This is a genomic window from Marseilla massiliensis (genome assembly GCF_023336985.1).
GTDB classification, from domain to species: Bacteria; Bacteroidota; Bacteroidia; order Bacteroidales; family Bacteroidaceae; genus Prevotella; species Prevotella intestinigallinarum.
The window spans coordinates 1-22,357 of the sequence record NZ_JAMBLP010000007.1 but is presented as its reverse complement, the minus strand read 5'-3'; the positions used below and the strand labels follow the sequence as shown (position 1 = coordinate 22,357).

General features: G+C 54.2%; 15 protein-coding genes. 8 read left to right on the top strand and 7 right to left on the bottom strand.

Features of this window, described 5'->3' with window-relative positions:
- Positions 1-240 precede the first annotated feature (240 nt).
- Positions 241-1,908: a DUF6377 domain-containing protein gene (locus M3089_RS07020; RefSeq protein ID WP_249082869.1), complete on the bottom strand. Its 1,668-nt coding sequence runs from the start codon at positions 1,906-1,908 to the stop codon at positions 241-243.
- A gap of 657 nt (positions 1,909-2,565) precedes the next feature.
- Here M3089_RS07020 and lipA point away from each other — a divergent pair.
- The 6 genes from lipA (at position 2,566) to M3089_RS06990 (ending at position 15,020) form a co-directional block, all read left to right on the top strand.
- On the top strand, positions 2,566-4,395 hold the full coding sequence (lipA, locus tag M3089_RS07015) for a lipoyl synthase (RefSeq protein WP_249082868.1): 1,830 nt from the start codon (positions 2,566-2,568) through the stop codon (positions 4,393-4,395).
- A 280-nt stretch (positions 4,396-4,675) separates the two neighbouring features.
- On the top strand, positions 4,676-6,115 hold the full coding sequence (locus M3089_RS07010) for a hypothetical protein (RefSeq protein ID WP_249082867.1): 1,440 nt from the start codon (positions 4,676-4,678) through the stop codon (positions 6,113-6,115).
- A gap of 142 nt (positions 6,116-6,257) precedes the next feature.
- Complete coding sequence (locus tag M3089_RS07005; protein ID WP_249082865.1) at positions 6,258-9,284, top strand: SusC/RagA family TonB-linked outer membrane protein; 3,027 nt, start codon at positions 6,258-6,260, stop codon at positions 9,282-9,284.
- A gap of 19 nt (positions 9,285-9,303) precedes the next feature.
- Positions 9,304-10,932: a RagB/SusD family nutrient uptake outer membrane protein gene (locus M3089_RS07000; protein ID WP_249082863.1), complete on the top strand. Its 1,629-nt coding sequence runs from the start codon at positions 9,304-9,306 to the stop codon at positions 10,930-10,932.
- A gap of 85 nt (positions 10,933-11,017) precedes the next feature.
- A complete protein-coding gene (locus M3089_RS06995) occupies positions 11,018-12,769 on the top strand; it encodes a glycoside hydrolase (protein ID WP_249082861.1) in 1,752 nt (583 codons plus the stop codon).
- A gap of 901 nt (positions 12,770-13,670) precedes the next feature.
- A complete protein-coding gene (locus M3089_RS06990) occupies positions 13,671-15,020 on the top strand; it encodes a RagB/SusD family nutrient uptake outer membrane protein (protein ID WP_249082859.1) in 1,350 nt (449 codons plus the stop codon).
- Between the two features lie 814 nt (positions 15,021-15,834).
- Here the strand turns inward: M3089_RS06990 and M3089_RS06985 are convergent.
- From M3089_RS06985 to M3089_RS06975, 3 genes are all read right to left on the bottom strand, one after another.
- Positions 15,835-16,110, bottom strand: coding sequence for a DUF6377 domain-containing protein (locus M3089_RS06985; protein WP_249082856.1), 276 nt, complete (start codon positions 16,108-16,110; stop codon positions 15,835-15,837).
- 67 nt (positions 16,111-16,177) lie between these two features.
- A complete protein-coding gene (locus tag M3089_RS06980; RefSeq protein ID WP_249082853.1) occupies positions 16,178-17,836 on the bottom strand; it encodes a hypothetical protein in 1,659 nt (552 codons plus the stop codon).
- A 224-nt stretch (positions 17,837-18,060) separates the two neighbouring features.
- Positions 18,061-18,456, bottom strand: a complete 396-nt coding sequence (locus M3089_RS06975) for a hypothetical protein (RefSeq protein ID WP_249082850.1) — start codon at positions 18,454-18,456, stop codon at positions 18,061-18,063.
- A 105-nt stretch (positions 18,457-18,561) separates the two neighbouring features.
- Here M3089_RS06975 and M3089_RS06970 point away from each other — a divergent pair, with 105 nt between their 5' ends.
- Both M3089_RS06970 and M3089_RS15920 read left to right on the top strand, forming a co-directional pair.
- Positions 18,562-18,741 (top strand): hypothetical protein, encoded by a 180-nt coding sequence (locus M3089_RS06970; protein WP_249082848.1) that lies wholly within the window; start codon positions 18,562-18,564, stop codon positions 18,739-18,741.
- A 460-nt stretch (positions 18,742-19,201) separates the two neighbouring features.
- On the top strand, positions 19,202-19,345 hold the full coding sequence (locus M3089_RS15920; RefSeq protein ID WP_394802263.1) for a helix-turn-helix domain-containing protein: 144 nt from the start codon (positions 19,202-19,204) through the stop codon (positions 19,343-19,345).
- Positions 19,346-19,438: 93 nt separating this feature from the next.
- On the opposite strand, the gene M3089_RS06965 is transcribed toward M3089_RS15920, so the two are convergent.
- From M3089_RS06965 to M3089_RS06955, 3 genes are all read right to left on the bottom strand, one after another.
- Positions 19,439-19,762 (bottom strand): beta-xylosidase family glycoside hydrolase, encoded by a 324-nt coding sequence (locus tag M3089_RS06965; RefSeq protein WP_262922165.1) that lies wholly within the window; start codon positions 19,760-19,762, stop codon positions 19,439-19,441.
- Between the two features lie 18 nt (positions 19,763-19,780).
- Positions 19,781-20,902, bottom strand: a complete 1,122-nt coding sequence (locus M3089_RS06960) for a family 43 glycosylhydrolase (RefSeq protein ID WP_249082844.1) — start codon at positions 20,900-20,902, stop codon at positions 19,781-19,783.
- 273 nt (positions 20,903-21,175) lie between these two features.
- Positions 21,176-22,330 (bottom strand): retropepsin-like aspartic protease, encoded by a 1,155-nt coding sequence (locus M3089_RS06955; protein WP_249082842.1) that lies wholly within the window; start codon positions 22,328-22,330, stop codon positions 21,176-21,178.
- Positions 22,331-22,357 lie beyond the last annotated feature (27 nt).

Here is a 22,357-nt window from a genome sequence, read left to right as displayed (position 1 = left end):
CATCGAACGACCTCGGGAAAATGCCACAAAGGCCGGCCCACGGGCCGCGAGCGCCGCCCCTCGCCGCCGCCACCGGCAAAGGGCCCTGCCAAACGGCCGATATCGCAATGCAGAACGGCCGATATTGCAATGCAAAACGGCCCGTATCGGAATCCCGAACGGGCCTTATTGCACACGGGGCCGTGGCGCATCTGCCGGAAGGGGCACCGGGCCAGCATCCGCCCCATACCGCTAACAGCCTCAGCCGGGAGCCTCAACGGCAGTGACAGAGGCTGCGTCTGCCTCCTGCCACGAGTCGATTGAGGCCACACAGCGCTCAAAGTCGTCCTTGACCACAGAGCGGGCCTTGAGCTTCGAGCGGTAAGTGTAGACAGTGGTGATGCTCGAGCGCAGTATGCCGGCTATCTTGTGGTTGTCGGTTATGCCCAGCCTTATCAGCGCCAGTATGCGCAGCTCGGTGGTCAGCCGTTCGCCCTTTGGGGTAATCTTGCATTCGTCGGAGAGCAACTCGTTCACCTTGTCGACGAAATTGGGGTAGATGCGCAGGAAAGCCGAGTCGAAATTGCCGTAGAACAGCGACGTGCTCTCATTGAAAGCCGCGCTGCTCTTGATGAGCGCATAGAGCGACTTCATGTCGTGCTCCTTGGCATATCTGTTGGCCAGCTTGCGGTACGACTCGGCCTTGTCTATCAGCACCGAGGCCAGTTCCATAAACCTGCCTATGTATTCTTCCTTAATCCTGTTGCCCTCTTTCATCATGGCGTTGCTCCGCCTGAGCTCGCCGACGGCCTCCTCCAGACGGCCGTTGACGTAGGCCACGGTCTGGTTCGACCTCCGGTAACGCTTCAGCAGCATGTAAACGGCAAAGAGCGCCACCACCAGCATGACCGCAATGACCGATATGCAGACCATGAGCGTCTGCATGCGCCTGTGCTGTGTCTCTTTCATCACGTTATAGCCTGCCAGTATTTTCGGCATCAACATCGATGCCTGTGTGTTGCGCAGCCTCGTGCCATAGCTGTTGGCGTTGTTTATCGACACATTGAGGTATTTGTAAGCGCGCTCATAGTCGCCTTCGTCAAAGAGCATCGACGCCAGTTCGCGCAGCGAGTTCTCCTCGCGTATGCACCCCGCCTGGTCGGAGATGGCGCTCAGCAGCAGGTATTGCTTCTTGCGTCGCATGTCGCCCTTGCACCCGTAGAAGAACGCCAGCTGGCTGGTCTGAATGCTGTAACGGCGGTCGCCGGGCTTCAGTGCCGGCAGGTACTCGAGCAGCATCTGTATGGCGGAGTCGATGTTGCCCTGGTAAGCCCGGTAATCGGCAAGCACCGAAACATAGTCGTACGAACCCCTGTCGGCATTGGCAATAAGCAGCCGCCGGTAGTCCTGCATGTTCTTATGGTAGTCGTCGTTGAACGGAGTCCCGCTGGCAAATTCAGACTTGAAGAGGTTGAGTTCGTTGAGCTGCTTGTAATAACCAACCAGCACATCGCCCTCAAGGCGGCTTGTGTCAATGGCCGCCAGAGCCTTCTCGGCCTCGCCGAAGAGCCCTGCCACGGCCAGGATGTGGGCCATCGACAGCCTGCTGCGGGTGGCGCGCCACCGGTCGCCCATCTTTTCGGCAAGGGCGATGTTCTGCCTGAGATAGCTGAAAGCAGAGTCGTACTTCAGCGTGGAATACTCGTTGTACAGCCTGTCGTTGACGGCATATCGCTCTGCATCGGTCAGCGTGGCGTCTTTCAGTATCTGCACCATGCCCTCGATGTGCCTCATCTTTTCGGCCTCTATGTCGGCCTGACGGGCTATCAGCATGTCAAGCCGGCCGTACAACCGCTGCTCGTCCTGACCCGCAAGACACACGGTGCACGACAGGGCCAGGCAACACATTATGGTGAGGCATATCTTCATTCTTTCAAAATGTTTAATCCGCTATGATGATTCAAACGAAAAGGGTGCAACCTTTGGCACGTGTTTCCGAACATAATTTATATAATGTCATGCCGATGCAAACAGCCGCAATGTGAGCTTGCCCACTGATTGCCTGCTGACGGTAAGCCTTTACAAAGGTATGAAAATATATATTCCCGGCAAATTTTAAACTGAATAAATATCCGCAAGCCCAACCCGACACCGCACGATACAGACATCCTAACTATTTTATGCGCCGTTTGGCACAGCCGGCACACGCAGTCACCCTTGTGACCCCCACCATGATTCATGGCTACAGAGCCAGCCCGACCCGCAGGAGGCCATGCCACGGCAGGCGGGCACGACAGCCACCGGTGCGTCAAGCACGGCATACGGCACGTCCGTGGGCACGGCTGGCACACACCAACGTGGCGCATGGACGGCGCCACACGGATGGCGACAGGCCCCAACCCTACGGAGACGGCGCTACGCAATGAGCCACCAACAGCCACGGCAGCCATGCCCCGATTGGTCTTGGCGCGACAATTATTCTTACGGATGCGAGCATAGCAAATGAAAATTTTGGGCATTTAAACTCTTTTTTGTAAGTTTGCCTGACAAACGACAAAACCTAAAATCACTTGCACAGAGCAAACAATGAAATACTTGATGCTACCCCAGGCCGACCGGCCTCGGCTGCTCCCATTCTATTTTGCGGTCGAGGAGTATGTGGCCAACACCTATACCGACGACGACTATTTCTTCATCTGGCGCGTGGAACCCACGGTGATGCTCGGTCGCAACCAGCTCGTGGAGAGCGAGGTGAACACAGACTACTGCCGTGCCAACGGCATACACATCTTCAGGCGCAAGAGCGGCGGCGGATGCATCTATGCCGACATGGGCTGCATGCAGTTTTCTTACATATCCGACGCCGGCAACGTTGAAGCGGCCTTTCCGCGGTACATGGAAACAGTGGCTGCCATGCTGCGCTCTGTGGGCGTAGACGCCGAACGGTCGGGGCGCAACGACATACTCGTTGGCGGGCGCAAGGTGGCCGGCAGCGCCTACTACCGCATTGGCCGGCGCAGCGTTTTGCACAACTCGCTGCTGTTCGACACCACCCTCGACCACCTGTCGCAGGCCCTCAACGTGCCGAAGGAGAAGCTGCAGAGCAAGGGCGTGGCCTCGGTGAGGCAGCGCGTGACAAACGTGGGCGACCACACGCGGCTCACCATCGACGAGTTCATCGCCCACGCCCGCCGCCACTTCTGCGGCGACAGCGTGAGGGTGCTGTCGGCCGACGACATGGGCCGCATATCCGAGATTGAGCGGAGGCTGGCCTCGCCGGAGTTCGTCTACGGCAAGAATCCCCGCCACGCGGTGGTGAGGAAGATGCGCTTTGCCGACGTTGGCACCATCGAGGCTTACATAGAAGTGAAGAACAACGCCATAGCAGACATCAACTTCGTGGGCGACTTTTTCATGTCGGGCGACATCGACAACCAACTGATAGCCCCGATGCTGCGCCGCCCGTTCACCCGCGAGGGCGTGGCCGAGGCCCTGGCCGGCACCGATGTGGGGGCCGTTGTCAGGGGTCTTACGGCCGACAGGCTGCTCCGCCTGCTCTTCGGGCGGCCTGCCCACGTGATGAAACCCGACTGGCTGAAGATAGACCTGCGCGCCAAGGGGAGCACGGGCGAGACGGCCGGAATAATAGAGCGGCACAGGCTCAACACCATCTGCACCAGCGGACTTTGCCCCAACCGCCACGAATGCTGGGCGGCACGCACGGCCACAATCATGATTGGCGGCGACGTGTGCACGCGCAACTGCCGCTTCTGCAACACCCTGTCGGGCCGCCCGAAGCCACTCGACCCCATGGAGCCCGGCCATGTGGCCGCCACGGTCAAGGCTCTCGGGTTGCGCTATGCCGTCATTACGTCGGTAGACCGCGACGACCTGCCCGACTATGGGGCCGCACACTGGGTGGAGACGATAAAGGCCATAGGGCGGCTCAACCCCGAGACACGCATCGAGGTGCTGCTGCCCGACTTCATGGGGCGCGCCGACCTGCTGGGAATGGTGCTCGACACAAGGCCGTATGTGGCGGGGCACAACCTGGAGACCGTGCGCAGGCTCACGCCGTCGGTGCGCAGCGTGGCCAGCTATGACAGGAGCCTCGACGTGCTGCGCGCCATCGCGGCCCACGGAATAAGCGCCAAGACGGGGTTCATGGTGGGGCTGGGCGAGACCGACGAAGAGGTGGAACAAACCATGGACGACATTCTTTCAACCGGTTGCCGCCGCCTGACCATAGGCCAATACCTGCAACCAACGGCCCGCCACCTGCCCGTGGCGGCATACATTCACCCCGACAAGTTTGCCGACTACCGCAAGACGGCCCTGGCCAAGGGCTTTGAGCACGTGGAGAGCGGCCCGCTGGTGCGATCGTCGTATCACGCCGAACGCGCCGCGACCGACTGACGCCAACGCAGGCCGACAGCCGAGGAGCACGCTGTGGCCGACAGAAACCCATGCCCAGGCCACAACCGCTCAGGCCACGCTACAGGCCGGCGACATCGTTGGCCCGACGGACATCGGCGTCAACAAGCAACAAACTGCCAAGGCCGACGCCTCGACCATCAGCGGGCAAGCGTTAGAGGCAAGGCAAAACAACTGCAGACAATAACCAAAACCGATAATAACAACATTAACCAATCATGCTAACAAAACAATTATGTACAAAGCAAAAAGATAGAGGGAAGTGCCCATCTGGATTCTTCTCGCATTGGCTGGAGCAGGTTTCCAGTCATGCAGCGATTCTGATTTCGACCCTGTAGACAATCAGAACCCTACCATAAACATTGCCGCCAAGACCATACACGTGGAACAAGGCAAGACCTTCAGCATCAAGGGAAATGTGAAAGATGCCGATGGCATCAAGAGCATCAGACTGAGTAATGTTGAGATGCAACTGGTTAAAACCATCGACTTGCTTGACATCTATGGCGATTCGCTGGTTCACAACTACAATCTCGACTACAGTTTCAAAGCCGCCGACACATGGGAAGAGGGCAAATCGTTTGCTCTCGAGATTACCGCAGAAGACGTGGTGGGCAACAAGACCACCGAGATACTGAATGTAAAAGCCGACGGCGACAGCAGCAACCCGGTATTCACACAAGCCCCGGCCGGCGAAATCACAGTCCTTGTACAGGAGGCGACTAAGTTGAAACTAAACGCAGCAATGGCCGACAACAAGGCTCTGCAGAGCGTGGTGGTAAGCATCCCTCGCATCGTCGAGAAAGACTCTATACTGCTGAACGGAACAAAGGAAGACTCATTCGAGAAAGCCTACGAGTTCCCGGCCGAGGAGGATGAGTTCCAACTCACCATGACCGTCTACGACAAGACAGGCAACAAGACCACCACCACGAGCACAATCAAGGTGAGCGAACTGCCCGACTTCGACAAGATGTACCTTGCTGACGTTACCGAAGCCAAGGAACTGACCAGCGACCTCTATGGCGTGCCCATGGCAATCGAACACACCGGCAAGTTCATGTACACCGCTCGCTATTACAACAAGAAAGCCAACACAGGCATTCGCTTCATCCCTCAGACCACCGACTTCGAGCCAATATGCTTCAGCGAAGACCCAAAGAGCCCGGGACACCTCGCCTCAAGCTATGGCGACGGGCAGGCCATCGTATTGCCAAAGGCCAATACGTACTATGCCATCAGCCTCAACACAATGAAGGGCGAATACAGTGTGAGCGAATACACACCGACTACGAAGGATATGACCCTCGACGGCACTGCCACCATTGACTTCGGCGACGGCAGTGGCGAACAGCCCGCACAGATATGCCTTGCCGGTAGCGGACTGCCAAACACGCCGAGCTGGACAACAAACCAGAACAACGGAGCATTCATACTGGCCCAAGACAAGGCCAACCCATACCTGCTTTACCGCGAGATGGAACTAAAGAAAGGAACCGAAGTGAGCTTCACCATCTCACAGACACATTGCTGGGGCTGGTGGCCGGAACCGTTCTGGCGCTTCGACGGCAGCAACGGCAACGAAAAGAATGTGCTGAACGGCGGCGACAACATGAAGGCAGTAACAGTTCCTGCAGACGGAACCTACCGCTTTGAGTTCGACTATAGCCTGCTTCGCTCACGAATAACTCTGGTTAAATAAAACAACAACACTGACTGCGCAGGCTGCAATGGGCCAAGCATACCGAACAGACTACACATTATTATTCATTGTGGTCAACCGGACAACAGGCAACGGAACAACGCAAGGCTTGCGGAACAGGAGCAAAAAAGACAAGAATCTTATGAAGAGATATATTTTATTCATCATGGTGTCTGTCTTCTCTCTGGCACTAAGTGCGCAGAACGTGAAGGTCACGGGCAAAGTAACATCGGCATCAGACAAAGAAAGTCTAATCGGAGTAACGGTAAAGGTGAAAGGCGGACAAACAGGCGCCATCACCGACTACGACGGCAACTACACAATCAATGCAGCCAAGAATGCCACTCTCGTCTTCTCGATGATTGGCTTCGCAACGAAAGAAGTGGCTGTCGACGGGCAGACAACGATTAACGTAACACTCGAAGACAAAGGCAGCGACCTCAACGAGGTGGTTGTCATCGGTTATGGCACGGTAAAGAAAAGCGACCTCACAAGTAGCATATCCACAGTGAAGGGCGCGCAGATTACCGAGGTAACAACCGGCAATGCCATGGATGCACTACAGGGAAAGGTAAACGGCGTGCAGATCGTATCTGCCGGCGGACCGGGTTCCCAGCCCAAGGTGCTCATCCGGGGTGTAACGACCGTCAACGGCAGCGACCCGCTATACGTTGTCGACGGCATGCCTGTTGGCACAAGCATCAACTTCCTAAACAACAACGACATCGAGTCAATGGAGGTCTTGAAAGATGCCTCTGCCGCTGCGATATACGGTACACGAGGCAGCAATGGCGTCATCCTCATCACCACAAAGAAAGGCAGCGCGGGCAAGACTCGCTTCAACTTCAATTCGAGCGTTGGTTTCCAAACCCTCAGCAAGCCCGAGATGGCCGGCGCAGGAGAGTACGAGCAGGTGTTCAAGGCACGGTATGCCAACGAAGGCAAGGCCCCGGTATGGAACAGCCCCAAGGAAGGCTATACCGACGCAGAGGGAACCGACTGGTGGAAAGAGGTGGTAAACAGCACCGCTCTCGTCCAAAACTACCAGTTAGGCGTTTCCGGCGGCAACGACAAACTCGTCTACAGCCTTAGCGCCGGATACTTCCGCAACAACTCGCAGTATAAGGTTGGCTACTGGGACAAGATAAACATACGCTTGAACACAGAGTATACCTTCAGCAAATATGTGAAGTTCGGCATCGACCTCGCTCCCCGCACAGAGTCTTGGGACGACACTCCCAACCAGCTAAACTCCTGTATGACCATGGACCCGACTACTCCCGTGTTCCGCCCGGAGAGCGAGTGGACAGACAACGTCTATGACCGCTACCAGCGAAGCTACAACAACCAGACATGGAACCCTGTCGCTTCTGTCAACCGTCCTGTTGGCCACTCCCGCCAGTATGGCATGCTGATGACCTCCTTCCTGCAGGTTACACCAATCAGCGGGCTCACCTTCCGCACACAATTTGGTGCAAATGCCCGCTTCCAATTGTCTGACAACTATACTCCTCTGTTCAAGATTGACGCTCTCGAAAAAACAGAAGCAAGCCAGATAAGCCGCTCTTCAGAGCAGTGGGTCGACTGGAACTGGACCAACACCCTGAACTATATCACCACCATTGCAAAGAAACACAACCTCAACGTAATGGCAGGCTTCACCTCTGAGCGCTTCGCCGACTATACCGTAAGTGCCTCGCGCGAAGGCGTTCCAAGCGACATAGAGACATTGCGCGAGGTCAGCGCAGGTACGACGGCCCAGAAAGCCTATGGCAATACATCTTTCAACACACTCGTGTCTTATCTTGGCCGCATCATGTACAACTACGACGGCCGCTACTACCTGACCGCCACGATGCGCGCAGACGGTTCTTCCAAGTTCACCAAAGGCAACAAGTGGGCCACCTTCCCCTCTGTTTCTGCTGCGTGGCGCGTCACGGGCGAGGAGTTCATGAAAGACCAGAGCGTCGTCGACAACCTCAAGCTGCGCGTCGGCTGGGGCCGCGTCGGCAACCAGAACATCAGCAACTCTTCCACCCTGACACTCATGGGCACCGCCGATTACGTCTTTGGCGGCAACCGCGCCATAGGCACCACGGTCAGCAGCGTTGGAAACAACAAGCTGAAATGGGAGACTGTCGAGGACTACGACATAGGCATCGACATGGCTTTCCTCAGAAACCGCTTGGCCATAACAGCCGACTACTTCATCAAGAAGAGCCACGACATGCTCTACAACAAGCAAAACATATATGCCTTGGGGTATCCCAACTGGAACAGCGAAGTAACGATGAACATCGGAGAGATGAAAGCTACAGGCTGGGAACTTAGCATCAACTGGCAAGACAAGGTGAGCGAATTGGACTACAACGTAGGCGTCAACCTATCATCAGTCAAGAACAAAGCCGTCAAACTATCCGGCGACGGCCCCATATACACAGGCGGCTTCAACGGCGACCAGATTATCCGCAACGAGGATGGCGGCGAGATAAGCCGCTTCTACGGGTATGTTGCCGACGGCATCTTCCAGAACTGGACAGAGGTATACGCCCACACCGACGAGCACGGAAGAATCATACAGCCAAACGCAAAGCCCGGCGACATCCGCTTCCTTGACCTCAACCACGACGGCAAGCTAAGCGCTGACGACAAGAAATACATAGGCAATCCATATCCAGACCTCATGCTCGGATTCAACTTCGGACTGAACTACAAGAACTGGGACGTCTCCGCCAACTTCTACGGCACATTCGGCAACGACATCTTCAACACCACCAAGGCACGCTACAGCGGCCAGAATGGCGAGAACGTGTATGCCGGAACCCTTCAAAAGGCATGGAACGGCGAAGGCACAAGCACAGACATTCCACGCCTGACATATAGCGACCTCAACCGGAACTACAGCCGTGTGTCGAGCTTCTATGTGGAAGACGGTTCCTATTTCCGCTGCAAGATGTTGCAGGTGGGCTACACATTCCCGAAGAAAATGCTCGGAGACGTCAACCTCAGACTATTCCTCTCTGCACAGAACCTGTTCACCATAACCGGCTACAGCGGCTTGGACCCTGAGCGCGCAGCATACTCAAGCAGCGTCATCGAGAAGGGCATTGACAACGCAGGATATCCCAACCCACGCACATTCCTGTTCGGAATCGACCTAAAGTTCTAAACATATATAATTGAATAAGATGAAAAAGATATATATTCTTGCATTGGCCGTAGCTTCTTTGCTCACGACTACCTCATGCGAAGACTTCCTGACAGAGGACGTCAGAGGCCAGGAAAACCTGGACACATACTTCCAGACCGAGGCTGAAGCCGACAAATTCCTCACCGGCTGCTACCAAGCCATCACCTTCGACGACTGGTGGCAGATTGACAACTTCTGGAATCTGTGCGACATGTGCACCGACGACTACTGGATGGGCAACACCACCCAGGATCAAAGCGGATATATCTCGCTGGCCCACTATCAGGGCACCGGCCAGGAAAACGGCACCATTGCCAATTTCTGGCAATACCGATACAAGGGTATCTTGAAATGCAACATCGCCATAGAGCGCATACCTCAAGCCAACATAGCCGACGAGAACAAGAAGAACTTGCTCATAGCCGAGGCCAAGTTCCTTCGCGGTTACTTCTATTTCGAACTCGTAAAGAACTTCGGCGGGGTGCCCATTGTCAAAGGCTTCGTAATGCCTGAAGAGATCAGCGGCATCACACGGGCCAGCGAGGAAGATGTATGGGCGCTCGTGGAGCAAGACTTCAAGGACGCTGCCGCGGTGCTGCCCAATCGCAGCAAACAGGCTGCAAGCGAGACGGGCCATGCCACCAAAGGCGCCGCTCTCGGCATGCTTGGCAAAGCTTACATGTACCAGGGCAAGTATGCAGAGGCTAAAACATGCCTGAAGCAGGTCATCGACTCCGGCGAGTATCAGCTCATGGAGAACTTCGGCGACATCTGGGACGTTGACCACAACAATAACAAAGAGTCCATTTTCGAGGTTCAAGCCATCTACGACGAGACCTATGCGCTTGGCAGTTTCCGCTCAATAATAAGCGGCCCTCGCGATGTCAGCGACCAAGACGGCTGGGCATGGGGGCTTCCCACGGCAAATCTTGAAGCTGCCTTCAAGGAGGCCGGCGACGACATACGCCTGAAATGGACCATCATCAAGAACGGTGCCACCGAGATTGCGGGCGAAGACAACTTCGCTGAGCTCGTGGAAGCACAGGGAAACAAGAACGGAGACGGCACCTACTGCATACCTCCCAAGTCGCACAAGTCGGCCCGCATAAGCCGAAAGATATTCATACCTTACGCCAAGCGGCCCGAGAAATTCGAGAAAGGCCGCATACCGCTCGGGCAGCGCATCCTCCGCTATGCCGACGTACTGTTGCTTTACGCCGAGGCCTGCAACGAGACCGGCGACGACGCCACCGCCCGCAAGTATCTGAACGAGGTTCGCAACCGCGTAAAACTGCCCGGTGTGACCACCTCGGGCAACGACCTGCGACAAGACATCCGCAAGGAACGCCGTCTGGAGCTTGCCCTCGAGGGCCATCGCCTCGACGACTTGCGCCGGTGGAAAGAGGATGGCGAACCGCTCATCGCCAAGATTATGGGGCCGAACGGAAGTTTCGTAAAATGGAATACCGACCCTGCCACACGCGACTCTTACGAATGGGACAACCAGAAGGAGGCGAGCGACAAGGGCATCAGCTTCGACAAGAGCAGAGACTTGCTATTCCCCATACCTCTCTATGAGATAACCATGTCCAACGGAACCATCACCCAAAACCCGGGTTGGAAATAATAAAACATACTGATAATGATGTCATGGTGAATTGGTTGGCAACTCGTTGCCATTCCATTCACCATGGCACTTGGATTGACATGATATGAAATTCATCTTTACCCTCATGCTCATGGCCTTGCCGCCGGCTGCCGTGGCACAGACCAACGTTACCGTCAACCCCCAGACCACGTACCAGACCATACGGGATTTCGGCGCGAGCGACTGCTGGACGGCTGATTTCGTGGGCAAGCATTTCTCTGACAGACAGAAGGAAAATGCCGCACGGTGGCTCTTCTCCCAGCAGATGGATGCCGGCGGCAACCCTGAAGGCATTGGCCTCTCGGCCTGGCGCGTAAACCTTGGCGCAGGTTCTGAAGAGCAAGGCGACGGAAGCGACATACCCGACAAGACCCGCCGCGGCCACTGTTTCCTCAATGCCGACGGCACATACGACTGGACGAAGGCCGAAGGACAGCAGTATTTCATGGCTCAGGCACGCAAGTATGGCGTCGACCACTTCGTCCTGTTCTCCAACTCTGCCCCCGTTTACTTCACGAAAAACGGGCTTGCGCATGCCGGCGCAGGCGTAAGAGGGAGCAACCTGAAAGACGAATGCTACGCTGACTTTGCCAAATTCCTCGCCACAACCACAAGGCACTTCGTCGACGAGGGCTACAACATCTCTTTCATTTCACCCGTCAACGAGCCTCAATACAACTGGACCGACGGCCAGGAAGGGTCGCCGTGGACAAATGAGTGCATTGCCAGGCTGGTGCGCCATATAGATGCCGCCCTGGAAGGTTATGGCCTTCAGCAGAAAATACTCATACCTGAGGCCTGCCAATGGAACGCGCTCATCAAGGAGGGCACGGAGCAACGTGCAAACAACCAGGTGGAAGCGTTCTTCAACCCTGCCAACACAAACACCTACATCGGCAACCTGCCCCATCTCGGCAAGGCCATTGCAGGCCACAGCTACTGGACTTTTGGAAACAATGCCGACCTGAAGAACATACGCACATCTGTTGCCGAAAAAGCCGCCAAGTATGGACTTGATGTATACCAGACAGAGTGGTCGATGCTTGACAAGGCGCCGTCGGCTGATGCCGGCTTCCCCGCAAGCTACGATGCCGCGGGGCACATGGACATAGCCTTGTATATGGCGAAGCTCATACATTGCGACCTTGTATACGGGAACATGGCGTCGTGGAGCTATTGGACGGCGATGGCCCAGGAGAGATGGAGCCAGAAAAACCGCTTTTACCTGCTGCGCCTCAATGCAAAAGGCGACAACGGCAACGAGAGCTATGGCGACCTGGCAGAGGGCGGTCGCATAACTGCCGACATGAACCTTTGGGTTCTCGGCAACTACAGCCGCTTCATCCGCCCCGGCTTCAAGCGCATTGACATGGCCATCGACGACACCGACCTCAATGGCCTCATGGGGTCGGCTTACCTGTCACCCGACGGCAACCGCATAGTGCTGGTGTTCGTAAACATGGGCAGCGTCAGGCGCATAGTGCCAAACGTTGTCGGCATCAGCGACGCCCATTCGGTAAAGTGCTATGAGACCTACGAGCTAAGCACGCAAAAGGGCACTCTCACACTGAACAAAAACACAAGTTACGCCCCCCGGAGGCTCGGCGGGCAGTTCCGAATCAGAAAGAACTCGGTGACAACCATGGTTATAGACATCGACCAAACTGCTGGCATCAAAGGCACATCTGCGGCAATGCCGGCAAATGACAAGGGTGTTTATGCCATTGATGGGCGCAAAGTGTCTTCAGGCAATTCGGCAGACAACCTTCCGAAAGGACTGTACATTGTAAACGGCGTGAAAGTCTTGAAAAGATAAGTAGCTGTTCAAAATTAACCGATACAATAGACCTTGCAGGTGTCCTCTATATCTTTGCCACCATCTTGTGTGCTCTTTCGGGCCGCATACTAAAGTCTCATCGGTCGCGTAGCCCGCTACGCTCTCTCTTCGGACTTTGGCATGCATCTCAGAAATAGCGCACAATTTGATGGCAATTAATTTTGAACACCTACTTAACTCCATACAGCATGCACGGATGGAGCTGCTGCCCGCAATGGCAGTTTGAAAATCACATGGGTGACAATGGCACAATACCACTTGCCGACTGACTGCTCATGGATATTCTGGATGCCGGCGTTGGCGCTGCCACTGCGTTGACAACAGCAAGCAAAGCCGGGCATAATGTCGACCAGCCCCCACCCAAATCAATATGCAGGGGGCTTGGACACCATGCAGGCTGGGTCTGACGCGGATGTGGGCGGCAGGCCGGGGCCGCCTTGCCGGGGCGTCGGGCCCGCCTGCATTTTTACCCCAAAGGGCCATCAAACCGCAGGCTGTTTGTTTCGGCTTTCTTTATACAACATCAATCGCCTGCCTCCCACCCGCGCCGTATTATTTATACGGAAAAACAAAAATTGCCCTCTTGCCAACCAAAGCAGGAAAAACTTTGTAACTTTGCATAAGATAAGCTACACTCGGGCAACTGTGAGCAAGCTCACTTGCCGCTCGCTTGCATTATCTTTGCATAAGATAAGCTACACTCGGGCAACTGTGAGCAAGCTCACTTGCCGCTCGCTTGCATTATCTTTGCATAAGACAAGCTGCACTCACGATGCGTGGCAGGCATGAAGCTGTGTTCGCTTCCGTCGCCGAGAAGCAGGATGAGACACAACACGGGCATTGAAAACAACAATCGACTAACAACCAAATCATATTCAAAATGAACAAAACGATTACTTCACGACTGATGGCGGCACTGATGCTTTTGGTCTGCATGGCATGGCTGACCGCTTGCTCTGACAATGATGACGGTTCGCCAGAAGGGGGCGTGACAAACGAAATGACCGGACACTGGTACTACACTGACGACAATGTGATATGGAGCCTTACGTTCAAGGCCGACGGAACAGGCACCGCCACCGTCAATACCTATGCATACGGTGGATGGGCCGCTGAAACCACCACACTGCAATACACCATAGCCGACAACCTTGTCACGATAAAGCCCGCAAGGGGCGAGGTGTTCGTAGGTGTGGCCGGAATAGTGGGCAACAGCTTGTCGCTGACCGATGGCGACGTGGTTTTCATGCTCACCCGATACGACGGGAGCGAAAGCAAAATCAATGAGCTGAAGGCAGAATACGAAGACAACCTCATCGACCCGTTGCCTTCGGTCTCGCCCGGCAACGAGAACATGTCACAGGGGGAGTTGGACAACATAGTCAATTTGCTCTACCGCGACCTGGGCGGATATGAATATAAACAGCTGTTGCTGGAAAAAATCAGGCTCACAGGCAAGGACTTCCAAGGCAACAGGGCCAATCCGATCACGCCAAACAGCAACATTGTCTACGACACGTGGACTGCCGCGTTCACGGTAATCAACAAGGCAAACTTCTTGGCCGCAGCCATTGAAAAAAGCGACAACACAGGCCTCGACGAACAGACACTAAGGGCTTACGCCGACGAAGCAAGGGCAATTAGGTGCATTGTATATCTCAACATTGCACAACTGTGGGGGAACGTGCCTTACATAACCACCTACGACAAGGACAACACCTTCGACGCAACGCAAATGCAAATACTGTCGCCACAGGATTTATACGCCGAACTGGACAACACGCTGAGAAACATAGACATGCTGACCGACAGGGAACACGGTGTGACTAAAGAAACGGTAAAGGCCATGCTCGGCGAAATAGCACTATGCCGGGGCAACAGGGAAGAGGCAGCCCAATTGCTGTCAGGCTGCCAACCCGACTTCAGCATAGTGGTTTCAGAGCAAGACTCGCCCGAAATTTACCAGGCATTGGGCGACAGGATACCCAACTATACGCCTGAAAAAACCAACTTGCTGCTGCAGGAAGCCATGCTTGGCAGCAACGCCGATGCGCACACTCTGGCCGAGGCCTGGCGGGCCAATGGCCTGTCGTGGGGCTACTGGAGCATGCTGAAACGCATTGGGCTGGCGCAAGAGACCGCCGGCTGCGAAGAGCACGAACTGCTGATGCCCTTGCCGCAAATCGAACTGGAAGTGAATGCAGCGCTGAAGCAGAACCCGGGCTATTGAACCAGCACCGCCCGTAGGATGGCAGTGGATGCGGCTTTGCAGCTTTCACCGGCTTTCACGCTTGGCTATTGCAACCTGACAGGGTTGAACTGACACTACGGCATTGGCAAAAACAAACGCCAGGAAACGGGCTGACGGCAACGTGCCTGGGGCCCGTCTCCTGGCGTTTGCTTGTCTTTGTTGATTGCGAACTGTGATTCCGGCATGCCACCCTCCACGGGGCTGCAATGTCTATAGGCTATCAGCACATACATGGAAATATGCAACCAAGAAACAGCATACCACGCCTTGGTTTACGGCCTATGCCATTCCACGCCCCAAAACGGCACGTATCTCACTGCGGCACGGGCCGTTTCGGCGGCCAAAACGGCCCTTTCCACATGGCAAAACGCCATGCCTTGCAACCAATTGTATGTCTTGTCATTGGCAAAAGCCACCCCTGCAGTGGCCTTTAACATAAAATTGTTAATGGTGGTGCGCGCCCTCAGGCTGCCGCAGTGCATGCTGGCAGAAGCCAAACAGGCATGCTGCCTGATTCCAACAGCAACGGCCCTACGCCGACAACGCCCACGCCTCAGGGCTGAAAAAAGAGCCGTGCCAAGGCAGCTGCACAATGCTTGGCATGGCCTTCTTTCGGCAGCAACTCCCGGTAGGCCTTTAGGGACAAAGAGCAATGGCGGGAAAAGCTCCACAAACACATCCACGGCGGCCTGACGGTACATCTCGGGAAAACACCCGCACCACCACAAGCATAGAGGCAATGACCTATATGCAGCCCGTCATGGCCTGAGCGCGACTGCGCAGATCCTCCTCATCACATTGTACACGGCAAGATAATGGGTTGCAGCGTGGAGGCCCGGATGTTGCGCAGCCACGCGCCATAGCTGTTGGCATTGCCTATCGACGCATTGAGATACCTGTAAGCACGCTCGTAGTCGCCTTCATCAAAGAGCATCAAGGCCAGTCCGCGCAGCGAGTTCTCCTCACGGATACAGCCGGTGCAGCCAGAGACGGCGTCCATGAGCAGGTAGGGCTTCCCGTTGGCTTCGTCGCCCTTGCATCCGCAGAAAAACGCCGACTGGCCGGACATGATGCTGTACCGGCGGTAGCCGGAAACCCGACATGGCAGACAGGCCAAACGCCATCAACCCCAATCGCTACTCTTCACCCGTCCATTCGCGAACCACATAGCCGCCGTCATCACGATGATAGAGGCCGAAGGGAACCGTACGGCCAGCCGACGAGTGCAACTCGAAGCCCAAGGTGTGACATCCGCCGATGTGCGGCAACAGGCTTTCGGTGGCCCGGCCGCTGCGGCGGTCGATGGCAACGAAGGTAAAATCATTGCTCTCAACTGACGGGACGTAAAGGCCGTTTGGCATATACTTTACTATGCAATACACCCTCTCATCGTCCATCCGGGCCGAAATGATGCGCCGGTAGTAATAACGGCTATAAGCATTGGCATACCCTTCGGTGTAAAACATTGCGGTGTCAGGCCGGGGGAACGCCGCCGTATCAACCGCAAAGGCCGAATATGCCTTGTCTGTTCCGCCGTGCAGATTGTCAGTGATATGCACCGTGCCGGAATATCCGTCTGAATAGAGCAGCTCTTTCCCGTTGCCGTACATTATCGGACTGACAAACTCATAGCCGGTACGGCCGGCCTTGGCACACGGTTCAAGCTCGCCGAAATGCCCCGTCAGCTTGCCTGTATTGAGGCTGAACGTGGCTATCCACGGATTGCCAGAACTGTAGAAGGCGTCGCAGAACGGGTTTAGATACGGCTTGTGCTCATATTCCTCACGCTCATAATCCATCGGCCATGTCAGTTTCTGGCAGGCAAACACTGCCTCACCTTTGAAAGTGGTAAACGTGAAGTGCTTATAAAAGAACAAGGTGTCAGCCATGTCAAAGTCGGGCACGAACATCGGCAGAGGCTCGCCCGTACTGACATCGCGGACAAGAACCACCGCTTTATTGAAATATGCTATGCCGCCGTTCTTGGCGATGGTGTCCAACATGAGGTGGGGCAGTGAGTAAGAAACGCCCATGCTGCCACCGTCGAGCATGGAGGCTGCACAGGGAATGTAGTACACGTCGTCCCGCATCGACCTCAACGGCTCGTCGAGTTCTATGAAGCGGTCTTTCTCGGTACTGTCTGCTTCTATCTTCGAGACGAAACGCAGGCTGTCTCCGCCATCGCGAAACAGCATTATGCCGTTGGCCAGCTTGTCGTTGTAATAAAAATAGTTGCCGTCATACTTTGGCACATCATATACTTCCGACAGAGGCTCGCCGCCGGTAGACAACGTATGGTCTTTATATCTGCCGCTTATCGGGGCGCATCCTGGCTTTACCGGCTGGCTTGCTGCCTCGTCAACACCTACGCCTTCCACCCCAAAGTCATGAGCAGGCATAGGCCCGCTCCACGCCGTAAGCTCGCGCATGAATGCATTGCTGCCCATATAGAAAGACTCTGCGCCAAACAACAGCTGCCCTGTAGAACGGCACATCTTAAGTATGTAAGTGCCTATCATGCTCCCTGAGTTGAAACTGAAGATGCTGCGATACGCCCCCTCCGTGTCATAAATATAACCATCGGCAATGTAACCTTTCTTGCGGTTGTAGGCCGCCGCACTCGCGGAGTCATGATACGAGGTGATGAGCACCATCGGCGCATCGGGGCGCACGCGCTTCAACGCAGCGTAATCAACATGAATGCTCGCCTCGCAGCGCGGGCATTGAGCCGGCTCATATATTATGGCGTAAACCGTGTCGAGAACTGCAGGCAGGCTGTTCAGGTATTCTGCCAACAGCTTCTCGCTGCCCGGCTTCTGCCGTATCTACAGGTCCATAGCCATGTTAACCCTCAGCAGAGAGTCACCAACGGCGCGTGACTCCGTGACGGCCGTAAGCAAAGCGAATAAGATTAATGTAAGTTTCTTCATAACAAAATGTTTATGATTTAAAGCGGGGAGGCTGCTCGGACAATATCCGGCCGCCTCCACCCTATCATACATTCATGGCATTGTCAACATCAGTTGTCGCCACCATTACCATCAAAAATGTCACTGTTGTTGTCTGTGTCAGAATCCTCCCACACAAAAGGTTTCAACGAACCCGCTGCTACGCCAGCGTTACCCTCGTTGACGTGCTCTTTTACCCACTCACTCTTAGGCTTCTCATCGTAATAGATAACCCAACCGTTGGGCCTATAGGTGATCTGGGATATCATCCCGTTGTTGTTGGTTACTACGACCTTGCCACAAACACGTGTTGTAGCACCCTTGCATGGATTCTCGGGGATATTGCTGGCCTTTGTTCCATAGTATGTCTGCTCCAAGGTTTGTCCATTTCCAGGCACCTGAGTTCCCCAAGCCATTGCTGCAGTAGTCATTGCTACGAAAGCAGCAAGCATAATGATTTTCTTCATGCTATTACTTTTCTTTTTTAAGTAATGCAATGTTATGCCCTACTCGAGCTATCAGGCTATGCTGCCATGTTGTGCGCAAGGGGCATGGCGACCTCTTAATAAACCATGGCTTTACCAACAGAGGAATCTACAGTGCTTTATGTGCAGCGCCCTGAAGGAATTCAACGCCTGCCCAACATGGGCGGACTTGAAATCACGCCGGCGAGTTTTTACAGCAACAAAGATATAACGCCTACAATAAACAGCCAAGAAAATTATTGTCAAAAGCAAATAATATGCGAATGAAATGCGAATAATTCGCCCATAAGTACCATCTTTGCAGTAAGTAGCTGTCCAAAATTAACCGATACAATTGCCCTTGCAGGTGTACTCTATATCTTTGCCACCATCTTGTGTGCCCTTTCGGACTTTGGTATGCGGTCCGACAGAGTGCACAATTTGATGGCAATTAATATTGAACACCTACTTATGTGAATCCAATTGTCAACATCATAAATGGAGGTTTTGCGTAAACTTAAACGGAATTTGGCCGGTAGTTCCGACTATGCCCGTGTGGCTTGCATCCTGATGTTGGGCATGGGCAATTCCCCTCTTACGTAGCCTAATGTCTTGGAAAAGACGTTTCCACAGCATACCGTTACCGTTCCGTCTATTTTCACGGCGGTGTCGATGAACTTTTGGAGAACCGCCACAAAGGCTATTGGGGGCTTATTGACAGCATCCAGTTGGCAGCCTTGCGCAAGAACTGCATGGGCACATCTACACGGATGCCAGGAGCATGGCGGCAAGAATAAAGTCCACGTTCGGTGTGGAGTACACGCCCCAAGGGGTTGTAGACCTGCTGAACCGCCTCGGGTTCACCTATAAGAAAGCATCTGAAGTACCTTGAGAGGCCGCCAGGGCCACAGGCATCCGGCAAAGCCACGGGCACAGTCAAGCAAAAATACGCCATACTAACACCGGCAAGGCCATGGCGCCGGTGTCAGCGCCCCAGCTTGGCATAACTGAAATTATCGAAGCGCGCCGCACCCTGCCCCGTAGCCACAAGCCCTACGCGCAGGGCAAGGAAGCCGCGAAGCTCGTTGTGGTTCATGGCCGACACATCGATGCCGTCGGCGAGCACGCGCCACGACTTGCCATCGGGGCTGGCCTGCAGCGAGCACCGGTTGCTGTCGTTTACAATGCGCAGCGTCATGGCACGCCCAAAGCCGTTGGGCACGGCATGGCGCACTTCTGACGATGTCCAGTAGGCTATGCTGTCGGCCGTTGCCACTATGCCTATGAAAGCCTTCTCGTTGTAAAACAGAGTCAGGCCGGCACCGCTTCAGCCATCGGCCAAGGCATCGACACGCACATCATAGCGGGCATCGGTGGGAGTGGTCACGAGCACACGGCCGTCGGCAATGCCGCTGCCCTTGGACTGCAGCGACAACTTTCCGCCGGAAACAACGGCATCTGAACTGCCCAGACGCCGCCATCCCGACCACAACAGGCCGAGGGTGTTGCCGTCGAACGTGTCGGACGGCGTGGAGAACACAACGGGCGGATTCCGGGATATGGGCTTGGCTGAAGGCTTGGTGCGAAACCATCCGTCAGCAGTCCACTCTATCGGCTCGATGAGTGTGCTGCGCCCGAGGGTGTGAAGTCCTTTCTGGTAAGCATGGTACACTATCCACCAATTGCCGTTAACGTCGTCGATGATGGTGGCATGCCCCTTTGACCACCACGGGTCGGAGGCGCTGTAGGTATGCACAACGGGATTGTAAGGCGAGTTTTCCCATGGGCCTACAGCCGAACGTGAGCGCGCCGACACGGCCATGTGGCTCGTGGCGGGCCCTGCGGTGCCGCCTTCGGCACTTGTCATATAGAAATATCCGTTGTGGAATGTGAGCTTGGGCGACTCGAGGCAGAAGCATTCCACTTCCCAGTCTTCGGGATACTGCCATCCCTCGTAAACCTTGTGGCGCTTGCCTGCGGCAGAAAGGCCGTCGCGAGACAGTTCGACCATGGTGCCGCCGGAGAGGTGGAGGTAACGGTTGCCGAGGCTGTCGACTACATGACCGGGGTCGATGCCGCCCACCTTCAGGTCGATGGGCTTGCTCCAAGGGCCCTTTATGTCTGTGGCCCAAGTCACATAGTTGGTGCCATGGGCAGGGTAATAGATATAGAACTTGCCATCGTACTTTATGAGGTCGGGGGCATAGCCCGAGCCGGGCACACGGCAGACAGGCTCCCAAGACAGCAGGTCGCGCGAATGCCAGACGAGGAATCCCGGGGCATAACTGAACGCCGAATGGGTCATGTAATAATCCGCTCCATCGCGAACAATCGTCGGGTCGGCAAAGTCGCCCGGCAAAATAACACGCGGAAAGCCTGAAACGGAATCGCTGCCTCGCGCCGGAAGCATGAAAACAGAAAGAAGAAAAACAATAGCCAGCTTTTTCATTACCAATAATATAAAGTGAGGATTTATGTATTTCCATCAGTTTCCCATTGGTGGATGTAGCAAATCCGCTCAAATTAGGAAACTGGCAATCAAACAAAAAATATGGACTTATTTACAATTCGGTCGAGAAAACCATATCAACAAGATTAAAGCGTACTTTACGGAATAGCATCATACCCATCAGGCCGAGGTTGTTGTCATCCATATAATGATTTTCTTGTTGTTCGGTCTGCACTTGAATCGACGGCAATTTAACCGTATTACCACCAATAGTCAGTGTCGCATCCTGCAATTTATAGCAAAGTACCGACCACACGCCCCGACACCAGCCTGATTTACTGTGTCGCTCTGACATTGTGATGTGAGATAATCCTTGTTAGCTTCAAAAAACGCCTTATTAAGCCGTCCGTATGAAGAATCGCCGCTGTCAAGTTTTATTAGCATGAGCTGTTGGTTGGTTTCGGCAGCAGTAAGAAGGTTCATGTCCGACGAAAAGCTCATATTAGGTCTCACGTTGGAGGGGTCGGATGTGATAAGAGGAACCTGTATTTCTTTTGCCGAGAAGTCGAGTGTAACATCTTTTAGTTGAAGCATCAGTTCGCTGCCTACAACCAATTCAAAAACATTTGTGTACTTGTCTGCTTCTTCATGGTGGCTGCGTATGTCGATAACATAAAACGGCACATCTTTGACTGTAATGTTCCCCAACTTTAATTCTTTGGCAACAGCATACCGTCCGGCAGACGATGCAACTCCAGTTGCCGCAACATTGGCATCAAGCAATTCCAAGCCATAGGCATTTGCCAACGAATCGGTTATAACATTAACTCCGGCTCCGGTATCAAATGTTATATTCGCAGGATGGCCGTTTATTGCGGCTTCGGTAATTTGCATCAGATATTGTTTGCTGTCAGGCTTTCCCACACGAATAGTATCAAACGGAGTAATACCTTTTTCACCGGAAATGGAAATACTATATGGCGAATACTTTGTAAGAGCTTTGTATCGATCCATCATATCTGCATACGGAGAAAGACTCACAGAATCTACCATTTGGCAAGCAGAAGACAATACAGCGGACATCAGGTTGTATGCTTCTTCATTCTTACCTACACGGCTTAAATCCATTGAGAACATAACGGAACATTGAAGAAGCAAGTTCAGGTCAAGACGATCAGATTGTTTTTTCAGAAGTTCATCAAAGGCCGGAATGGAAATGTCAGGGCGATTGAAGCGGTTGCCAATCAAACACCGTGAAAACAATTCCAGAAAAGGATCTATCGAATCTTTCGGAGCATTGTAATATATGTCGTATAGACCGAAATTGTCCGACGAATTAATCGCCGCACCTATACGCTCGTCTATGGTTTGGGCTTTTGTAGCAATACATGACAAGACTAATATTAAAATAAAAGCTATCTTCTTCATACTCGGAAAAATTTGATTAGTACATAA